Consider the following 10,216-nt stretch of genomic DNA (forward strand, 5'->3'; position numbering starts at 1 on the left):
ATAATTTCTATGCTTTTCCGTCGATATATACTTCTTTTTCTAACCTTACTGAGCTTGAGTTTGCAAGGGCAGCAATACCCTGTGGATATACAAGTCTTTGCCACTCCCCCCTATCCACAGAGTCTCAGAGGGTATGCTGATACTTTCGAGGAGAAGCTACAAGCACATTTTTTGCTCAAAGATCTCTCTACAGGCGGGCGCCCTTTTGTGCTCCGCCTCTCTCTTGAGAATTTCCAAGGGCAAGTCATAGCCCAAACGCCAGACTATATAGCCCCTTACTTGCTAAACCTCACCCCAGGAGTACGCCGTACCCTCTCCAATATCGATTTCAAAAGCCTACTGAAGTATGAGAACCTCTATGGTATCAACGAGAGTACCTACAATGGTCTGCTACCTGAGGGCACTTACTTCCTCTGTTTATCCCTATATGATTCGGCTACGGGACGCCCTGTTTCCAACAAAGGACGGGCAATGCTACAAGTACGTCGCTACGCTCCTCCTATACCGACAATGCCACAAAAGGGAGAGGTACTCACCAAAAAGAACGCTTTTCAGCATATCGTCTTCCAATGGATGCCCCGCGATATAGCTCCCTTTATGCAATATGAGTTTACCCTCAAAGAAGTATGGGACTTGTCGTTAGTACCCGAAGAAGCCTTTATGACAGGCAGGCTGGTGTACCAAACCCAAACCTATGCCCCTGCTTTGGCATATACCAATATGATGCCGATCCTTCTGGAGAATAAGCGCTATGTATGGCAAGTACGGGCTTTTACAAATAACCCCAATAACCCCAATGAACCATCTTATTTTAAGAATAATGGCAATTCCGAAACCTTTTACTTTGACTTAGTCTCTCATTGTGAAGCTCCTAAGTTTCTCACTGCGATAAGCGAAAGTACCTCAGCCCAACTGCGATGGAGTGCTCAAGCGCTAATGCCTAATCAAGAGTACCCATACAAGGTGATGTACCGTGAGAGGGGCAAAAGCTGGAAATCGCAAAAGGTGAGTATGCCCAATGCCAAGCTCACCGGACTCAAGCGAGGGCGTATTTATATTTACAAAGTGGGGGTAGCTTGTGGACTAAATGCCACTCATAGTAGTTCGGTATTTGGTCAGGAGAGCTATATGTATAGCACGGAACAGGAGTTTACCACCACCGAGCAGGTAGATCAGAAGAGCCAGGTGCAGTGTGGAGTAAAACCAGAAGTACGCATCAAGAATACTTCCCCACTACAGGACAACCTGTATCCTAACACTACCTTTACGGCAGGTGATTTTCCGGTAACTGTACTCAACGCTACAGGTAGCAATGGTGTATACTCTGGCGAAGGTTATGTGAAGGTTCCTTACCTACAAGATACCAAGATAAAGGTAAGCTTTACCAATATCAAGCTCAACACCGAGCACCAACTCATAGAAGGAAAACTCGTAACCACTTATGACCAGACCGAGAGAAATGTACAGTTTGTACAAGAAGGTATAGGTGAAGTCTTTGGCGATAAAGGCAAGAAAGACCAAAAGATGCCTTTTGAGATAGAAAATGAAAACGATATACAAGTAGATAGTATCTCAGGGCGTATCACCATTACCGGTAAGGTAGACCCTAAAACCGGTATAGCACCGAAAGTAACCTTACCTAAGGGAAGAGACTATGTAATCACCGATAACAAAGGGAAGGTATATCAGTTAGATGAGAGTGGTAAGGTAACTGCTCAAGGGACAAAAGAAGAAGGCACTCAGTTAGCCCAACAAGGCGGAAAAGGAGATAGCAAAAATCCGCCTATTAGCAACAAACATTTTAAGGTAGAATGGCTTTTCAACGATGAGTTAGCAAACGACACCACCGGTGAAATACCTTATAAAGCCCTTGTAAAAGGCAAAACCTCCAGCTTTGAACTGCGCATACAACCCGCCGATACTACCAAATACGCTTTCTACTTTCATACCAAAGATGGAATAAAAGTAGATGCAGAAAGCAAGGGAGACGGATTATACAGAATCACACGTAAGGGAGCTTTCGACTTTGCGCAGGAAGAATTATGGGTCGTTGCCAAAGAAAAGAAAGACAAAAAAGGCAAAAAAGAAGAACTCATTGGTAAATGTGTTTTAGTACACCTCTCTCCTAAAGAAGTAAATGTAGCTTTGGTACCTACTCAAAGCGGACAAAACCTTCAAGAGGCAATCGCTCAAGTACAGCAGATATATGAAAAAGTAGGGGTAACACTACACATCACCACTGAACCTCCTTTTGACATTAACGACCAACTCAAAAACGGCACTTTGCCCACAGAAAACGAGTTTGGCGACCTTTCTACCTATAGCCCTGAACAAAATGCAGTCATCGCTAAATTTACAACCAAAAGAAAGCCCAAAGAAAACACTTATTACATCTTTTTGGTAAACGACGGCACTGGCGACCACGGCTATATGCGATTAGGAGGGCAATACGGCTTTGTATACAGCACCAACGCCCGAACCATAGCCCACGAACTCGGGCACGGCATCTTCAAACTCGAGCACCCTTTCAAAGGTAAAAATGCCGACAAAGGTAAAACTACTGCCCTGATGGATTACAATAAGGGGCAAGACTTCTTCTACCAGGACTGGAAACAAATCAACGATCCTAAAGTGAAGCTGTATGCCTTCCAAGGACAGAAAGAAGGGGAAAACCTTTTGCTAAAGAATTCTCCTATGATGGTACAGCGTTATATAGAATATTTTCGTTGTACCAAAAAACAAAAAGGAACTATTTACTCAGATGCGGATAAGACAGATGTATACGCTGAAGATATTACGATAGATGGTGTAAAATACGCAAAAATAGTTATTGAATTCTTAGGGAAAAACAATATAGAGTTTAAGAATCATTTCTCTCCGAAAGACTATCAAAATGATAAAAAAGAAATTCACAATCATTCCAAAGATAAATTAGTCATCACCTTTGGAGGAACTATCCGTTTCTCTATTTTTTCCAAAGATAGATTTCAACTAATCAGTTATCTATATAGTGATAATGATAAACATATAGAGCTTGTTAAGGGTATTCTTAGTGATATTTCTGCTTATAGAACAGAGGAAGGAGCCTTTGAATACATTAACTCATTAGATGTTTGTACGCTTTCATCTATTGATTTTGATACGATTAAGAAAGTTTTAAAAACCCTCACAAGCTCACAAACCTCTCTAACAGAGACGAAGGAAAAAGCAATTATCCGTATTTTGTCTTCCTTGAAAGAGCAAGACTTCCCTAAATTTATTGCACTGTTAAAAGAGGATAATTATAAGGTATTTAATAGACTATATACAGATTTAGACGATGCGGTATTATTCTATGGGAATAATAACTATACAGGTTTTGTAAAATTCCTTATAGAGATTTATAAAAAGGTCAATTCAAATACCTCTTTGAGCCAAGAGATCATAGGAGAACTTAGCCGTGAGAAGAATGAATTTTCGGTAATTCTGAATGTAACCCCTACCAATACTCGTTTTTTCCAAAGAGGTTGGTATCATCCCGAGCAAAGAAAGGTATCTGTCTATGCGATGGAAAGGACAATGGTACCTATTAAGACTACTCACGGACAAGACATTACTCCAAAAGACATAAAGGGAGAAAAGATTGGGGAGCTCTCACCGCTTTCTTATGTACTGATCTACAAGATTGATAGTGGAGTTTCTCTGATAGAAGAAGCTTTGAGTACAGCAGGATCGTCTTCGCTCTATTATGCTGTTCCTGCAATATTTTTGGATTACTACCGAGAAAAGGAGCAGCTTGATAAGTTAGAGAAAGAGGTCGCCTTTACCTTGGATATGGCTACAATAGCTAGTAGTGGAGGTCTTGCTTTAGCGACCAAAGTAAGTTGGGTACGCAGAGCATGGGCGGTGATAGAAGTGGCAGGCGCTGTGGGGAATATAGCAGCGAATACCGCTCAGAGTATGAACGCTAACCTACCTTTTGCCAAAGCTGTACATTACTATAACTTGGCGATGGGAGTTATAGGGATAAAGAATATAACACAGTTAGGATATGGTGTTGCTAAAAACCTTGCAAAGAATGTCAAAGGCAATGCTAAGTTATTAGAGAACTATGAGCACTGGCAGCGGGAGGTTGCACAATTAGACAATCTCCCACAAGCGGAAAGACAGCTAATAGAGAAGCAAAGAGAAGTTTGGAGAGCTTTGGGATTAGAAAATTCATTAGAACAACTGAGCAACTACAAAGAGCTTTCATCTCTGCTAAAAACGCTAAGTAAAAACGCTATAGATAAACTTCTAAAGGGTTGGGATGTAGATTTGCTAAAAGCCTTAGAAAAGGATTTATCTTCTAAATCTATGGGAGGTGAATTAAGACAGCTTTTACAAACAGAAGACGATTTCCTTAAATGGAAATTGATAAAAGAAGACCCTGCCTATGCCTTTGAAATCTCTAAAACTGATATTACTTGGACAAAATGGGGTAAAAGTAATTTCTTTAAAACAATAACAAAAGCAGGAAAAGAGTTTGAACTTGCTATCCTAAACAAAATAAAAACAAGGATAGGCAAAGAATATGAATCCCTTAAAAAATTAGTGCCCGACCTTGATGATCGAAAATTAGTAAGCCAAATGCATTTCTGTCTTCCTGGACTAACCCCTCCTTGTAACAAACAAGGCGAGTTCTTTATTGCCGACCAAGTTTGGATTAAATATGATGCAAGAGGTAATATACAAGATATGGTAGTGGTAGAGACTAAGTTAAGTCAAAATACAGGCTTATCTACAGGGCAAACTTTAGCACAACAACAAGCTGGAAAAGGTAGCTTGTTTTCAAAAGTCAATAACTCTATTTCACAAGATATTAATAAAGTGAAACTTCCAAGGGATATAAAACAAGGCACAGGAATTCCTTTAAAATCGTTTTATAAACTATATGGTGATGGGAAAAATACATTTAAAGGAATAACTAAATAAAATATATAAAATGGAAATTAAAAAGAAAGATTTACAAAGGAAAATAGAATCTATGCTTTCTAAAAAATATAAATCAAGATTAGGAGATGCAGGATTTATTACTTTTTTTGGAAATACTACAGGAGTAGCATATACTTTTGGGTTCAGACTGCAATTCGATTGTATGTTGACTTTTACAGGTTTTACAGTCGTCTTAGAAAAACTGGAACATTTTTTCTCTAATATCTTATTAGATGAGTTAGGTGAATACTACGATAACGAAATGGTGTTTTCTTGTTATGAATTTTATCCTCAAAAGTATGAGTTTGTACAAGATATCACCTCTGAGGCTCATTTAGAAGAGTTTTTGTCAGAGTTTTATAAATGTCTTTCGTATTATGAACAAGAAGTATTTCCTAAACTATTAGATATAAAATTTTTAGCTGATTATGTGGGGAGTGTGCCTTTTGATAAACAATTGGAGATTGTAGTTGGCGGAACTTATCCTGTCACTCTTTTTAAGAAAATTGCTATTCTAAAATGGGGAAATCACCCAAGATATGAAGAATATAAAAATGGCTTACAGACTTTTATAAAAGAAGATTTTTTAGAGCCAAGATATGAAAAAGAGGCACCTTTATACCAACAAGGCTTTGATTATTTAATCACTCATTTAGAAAATGAACCCAATCCTTTTATAAAGGAATAACTAAATAAAATATGTAAAATGGAAATTAAAAAGAAAGATTTACAAAGGAAAATAGAAACTATGGTTTCTAAAAAATATAAATCAAGATTAGGAGATGCTGGATTTATTACTTTTTTTGGAAATACTACAGGAGTAGCATATACTTTTGGGTTCAGACTGCAATTCAATTGTATGTTGACTTTTACAGGTTTTACAGTCGTCTTAGAAAAACTGGAACATTTTTTCTCTAATATCTTATTAGATGAGTTAGGTGAATACTATGATAACGAAATAGTGTTTTCTTGTTATGAATTTTATCCTCAAAAGTATGAGTTTGTACAAGATATCACTTCTGAGGCTCATTTAGAGGAGTTTTTGTCAGAGTTTTATAAATGTCTTTCGTATTATGAACAAGAAGTATTTCCTAAACTATTAGATATAAAATTTTTAGCTGATTATGTGGGGAGTGTGCCTTTTGAGAGAAAAGCAGAAATAGCTGTTGGAGGGAGTTTTCCAGTACACTTATTTAAAAAAATAGCTATATTAAAATGGGGCAATCATTCAAGATATGAAGAATACAAAAACGAAACATTAAAACTTATTGATTTGTATGCTGTAAAGAAACCAGAAAAAAAAGAAGAGGTTACCATTTTTAAACAAGGATTTGATTATTTAATCACTCATTTAGAAAATGAACCCAATCCTTTTATAAAGGAATAACTAAATAAAAATACAAACAAAATGGAGATAGAACTAGATAAAAGAGACTTACACCAGTTAATAAAAGAAGTAATATCAAAAGAGTATAAGGTAAATTTAGTAAATAATGATGCTACTATTAGCGATGATAGTTTTTCTTATGAGTTAAAAGGAGAAAATCTAGAATATTCTTTTGATTTTAGGATACAATATGATAGATTACTAACATTTGAAGGTTTTACTATCAAAATTAAAAAAGTTGAGAAATTAGTGTGTGATTTAATAATAGAAGAGTTGAAAAAATATTATTGTAACCATATATATCCTAATACCAAAGATTTCTATAAAACAGACTATTCTTTTTCGCAAGAAATCACCTCTGAGACTCATTTAGAGGAGTTTTTATCAGAGTTTTACAAATGTCTTTCATATTATGAACAAGAAGTATTCCCTAAACTATTAGATATAAAGTTTTTAGCTGATTATGTAGGAAGTGTGCCTTTTGAGAGAAAAGCAGAAATAGCTGTTGGAGGGAGTTTCCCAGTACACTTATTTAAAAAAATAGCTATATTAAAATGGGGCAATCATTCAAGATATGAAGAATACAAAAACGAAACATTGAAACTTATTGATTTGTATGGTATAAAGAAACCTGAAAAAACAGAAGAGGTTGCTATTTTCAAACAAGGATTTGATTATTTAATCACTCATTTAGAAAATGAACCCAATCCTTTTTACAAATTAGAATAAGTGACAGCAAGTTAAAGGCTACCTCGCCTTGGACAGCCAACCAGAAAAGCGAGTTGATAGATGTCTTTAAGAATAATCCTAATAAAAAATACATAGAGTTTCAAGTAAGAACAAATAATACCCTTTTGAAAGAAGCTAATGCTCCTGAAAAATTCAGACAAGGAACAACAATTAGAATATATAGAGAGGATGTATATAAAATTATTAGTGAGGGTGATAATATTAAAATTCCTCCTATACAAATGAATAGTATTAATTTTAAGAACTAACATAATGAAAGAGTTTAGAAAAGTTTTAATCTATATTGATAGTATTCTACTACCAACGGGATTCAAATTATTTGAGAGTGAAGAAAGTGGTTGTATAATTTGTGATTATAGAAAAAGTACAAATCAATCTATAAATAGTATAGCCTTTTTGAAAAGAGAAGATAAAATAAAAGGATTTTACTATGCTGTTAATTTTATAGAAATGGAACTCATAATAATACCTATTCTGACAAAAAACAAGTTATTTGGCGATGTAAAACCTGAAAAAATTGATGAATCTTTTTGGGTTCAAAAAAATACAAGATACACACTTTCTGATGATGGAAAAGACATTTCAGAATATGAAGAGGTCGTGAATATATTTAATCTTTTTTATAAACAAGATGCTCTTCCTTTCTTTGAAAAATGGAAAGATTTAAATGTTTTATATGAATATATTAAAGATAAAACAGAACGGGAGGAGTTGTCAGAAATTTTAGGGCAATTCTGGCAATTTAAGAAAGCTGCTATTCTAAGACTTTGTAATGATAGTAGTTATGAAGATTTTATGACTAAATTTGTAAATAGACGGGAAGAGATATTAAAAATGCGCCCAGAAAGTATAGATGTACAAAGATATTACAATGCCTCTAAAGAACTTAAACAAGTTTTAGACAATACAGAACCTATTTACAATGTGTAAAAACATTTCTGTCTTCCTGGACTAACCCCTCCTTGTAACAAGCAAGGTGAGTTCTTTATTGCCGACCAAGTTTGGATTAAATATGATGCAAGAGGTAATATACAAGATATGGTAGTGGTAGAGACTAAGTTAAGTCAAAACACTGGTTTAACTATAGGACAAACTTTAGCACAACAACAAGCTGGAAAAGGCAGCTTAAGTTATAAAGCTGAAATTCCAAAAATAAATGATGAAATTATGAATGTTAGATTGCCTAAATCTATTGATAGAGGAACTCAAATTCCTATCAAGGCTTTCTATAAACTATATGGTGATGGGAAAAATACATTTAAAGGAATAACTAAATAATTTTACTTATGGATTTAACAAGAAACAAAATTAAAAGTCTTTTCGAAAGCAATAGAGCTATGATAAATTATTCAGTTACAAAAGAAGATACAGATATGATTATTCTTTGTAAAAAAACTGATAGTTATATATTAAAGTTTGATTGTAGGTTACAATTTGATTCTTTCCTTAGATTTAACCCTTTTACGATTCAATTAAATAAATTAGAAAATTTCGTATATGATTTAATAATAGAAGAGTTGAAAAAATATTATTGTAATGATATAGCATTTGTTATCAAAGATTTCTATAAAACAGACTATTCTTTTTCGCAAGAAATCACCTCCGAGGCTCATTTAGAGGAGTTTTTATCGGAGTTTTATAAATGTCTTTCGTATTATGAACAAGAGGTATTCCCTAAACTATTAGATATAAAATTTTTAGCTGATTATGTGGGGAGTGTACCTTTTGAAAGAAAAGCAGAAATAGTTGTTGGAGGGAGTTTCCCAGTACACTTATTTAAAAAAATAGCTATATTAAAATGGGGCAACCATTCAAGATATGAAGAATACAAAAACGAAACATTGAAACTCATTGATTTGTATGCTATAAAGAAACCTGAAAAAATAGAAGAAGTTGCTATTTTCAAACAAGGATTTGATTATTTAATCACTCATTTAGAAAATGAACCCAATCCTTTTTACAAATGAGAATAAGTGACAGCAAGCTAAACGCTACCTCGCCTTGGACAGCTAACCAGAAAAGCGAGTTGATAGATGTATTTAAGAATAACCCTAATAAAAAATACATAGAGTTTGAGGTGAGGAGTGATAATGATATTCTTTTAGAAAAAGGAGCTCCAAAGAATTTTAATAGACAAAAGAATGTCAGAATATATCGTGAAGATGTTTATAAAATCATTAGTGAAGGTGATAATATAAAAATTCCTCCTATACAAATGAATAGTATTAATTTTAAATAATCAAAAAATGGAATTATCTTTTATACATAATTTTTAACTAATGAAGGTTTCATTCTAACTAAAACGAAGGAATTAAATAATAATGTGTTTAACTATCGTAAAGAACAAGATGCAAGTATTTTTCGTATAGGGTTCATTATTAAAGAAGAAGATGGAAAAAATCTTTTTTGGGGTTTTTCTATTTATATCAATTTTCTAAGTATTGAGAATATCTTAGTGTCAATACTTGCAAAAAATAATTTAGTAGGAAGAGAATCATCTCCAAAAGATATATATAATTCATTTTTCATTGATTACAATTTTAAAATTCCTACTATAAAAAAAGAAATAAAATCAGATAAAGACATTAAACAAATAGAAGATGATTTTTATCTATTCTTTAATACAGAAGCCCTTCCTTTCTTTGAAAAATGGAAAGATTTAAATGTTTTGTATGAATATATTAAAGATAAAACAGAACGGGAGGAGTTGTCAGAAATTTTAGGGCAATTCTGGCAATTCAAGAAAGCTACTATTCTAAGACTTTGTAATGATAGTAGTTATGAAGATTTTATGACTAAATTTGTAAATAGACGGGAAGAGATATTAAAAATGCGCCCAGAAAGTATAGATGTACAAAGATATTACAACGCTTCTAAAGAACTTAAACAAGTTTTAGATAATACAAAACCTATTTACAATGTGTAAGTAATTGCAGAATAAGTGTTTTTAAAATCATTAGTGAGGGAGAAAATATAAAAATTCCTCCTATACAAATGTTTTGAATATGAATCACATTGATTATAATAATTTCATTTTAGAAAAAAATAGGGTGGTGCTTCAAAAAGTATGATACAACTTTAGATGTACCCATAATTGATATAAAAGAAAGCTAAAGCAAAGGCCTT

At 33.8% G+C, this 10,216-nt stretch carries 9 protein-coding genes; all 9 read left to right on the plus strand.

What is annotated here, in order from left to right; genetic code table 11:
* Window positions 1–9 precede the first annotated feature (9 nt).
* The 9 genes from VJJ03_RS09985 (at window position 10) to VJJ03_RS10025 (ending at window position 10,016) form a co-directional block, all read left to right on the plus strand.
* Window positions 10–4,953: a fibronectin type III domain-containing protein gene (locus tag VJJ03_RS09985; protein WP_323975337.1), complete on the plus strand. Its 4,944-nt coding sequence runs from the start codon at window positions 10–12 to the stop codon at window positions 4,951–4,953.
* 10 nt (window positions 4,954–4,963) lie between these two features.
* On the plus strand, window positions 4,964–5,641 hold the full coding sequence (locus tag VJJ03_RS09990) for a hypothetical protein (RefSeq protein WP_323975339.1): 678 nt from the start codon (window positions 4,964–4,966) through the stop codon (window positions 5,639–5,641).
* Window positions 5,642–5,659: 18 nt separating this feature from the next.
* A complete protein-coding gene (locus VJJ03_RS09995) occupies window positions 5,660–6,340 on the plus strand; it encodes a hypothetical protein (RefSeq protein ID WP_323975341.1) in 681 nt (226 codons plus the stop codon).
* Window positions 6,341–6,361: 21 nt separating this feature from the next.
* Window positions 6,362–7,069, plus strand: coding sequence for a hypothetical protein (locus VJJ03_RS10000; protein ID WP_323975342.1), 708 nt, complete (start codon window positions 6,362–6,364; stop codon window positions 7,067–7,069).
* Between the two features lie 273 nt (window positions 7,070–7,342).
* Window positions 7,343–8,020: a hypothetical protein gene (locus tag VJJ03_RS10005; protein WP_323975343.1), complete on the plus strand. Its 678-nt coding sequence runs from the start codon at window positions 7,343–7,345 to the stop codon at window positions 8,018–8,020.
* A 108-nt stretch (window positions 8,021–8,128) separates the two neighbouring features.
* On the plus strand, window positions 8,129–8,368 hold the full coding sequence (locus VJJ03_RS10010) for a peptidase (protein ID WP_323975345.1): 240 nt from the start codon (window positions 8,129–8,131) through the stop codon (window positions 8,366–8,368).
* A gap of 8 nt (window positions 8,369–8,376) precedes the next feature.
* On the plus strand, window positions 8,377–9,057 hold the full coding sequence (locus VJJ03_RS10015) for a hypothetical protein (protein WP_323975347.1): 681 nt from the start codon (window positions 8,377–8,379) through the stop codon (window positions 9,055–9,057).
* Window positions 9,054–9,329, plus strand: a complete 276-nt coding sequence (locus VJJ03_RS10020; RefSeq protein WP_323975349.1) for a UDP-N-acetylenolpyruvoylglucosamine reductase — start codon at window positions 9,054–9,056, stop codon at window positions 9,327–9,329. The genes VJJ03_RS10015 and VJJ03_RS10020 overlap by 4 nt, the downstream gene beginning before the upstream one ends.
* An 84-nt stretch (window positions 9,330–9,413) precedes the next feature.
* A complete protein-coding gene (locus VJJ03_RS10025; RefSeq protein ID WP_323975351.1) occupies window positions 9,414–10,016 on the plus strand; it encodes a hypothetical protein in 603 nt (200 codons plus the stop codon).
* Window positions 10,017–10,216 lie beyond the last annotated feature (200 nt).

Origin of the sequence: Capnocytophaga sp. G2, from assembly GCF_035282625.1 — a bacterium.
Lineage (GTDB): Bacteria > Bacteroidota > Bacteroidia > Flavobacteriales > Flavobacteriaceae > Capnocytophaga.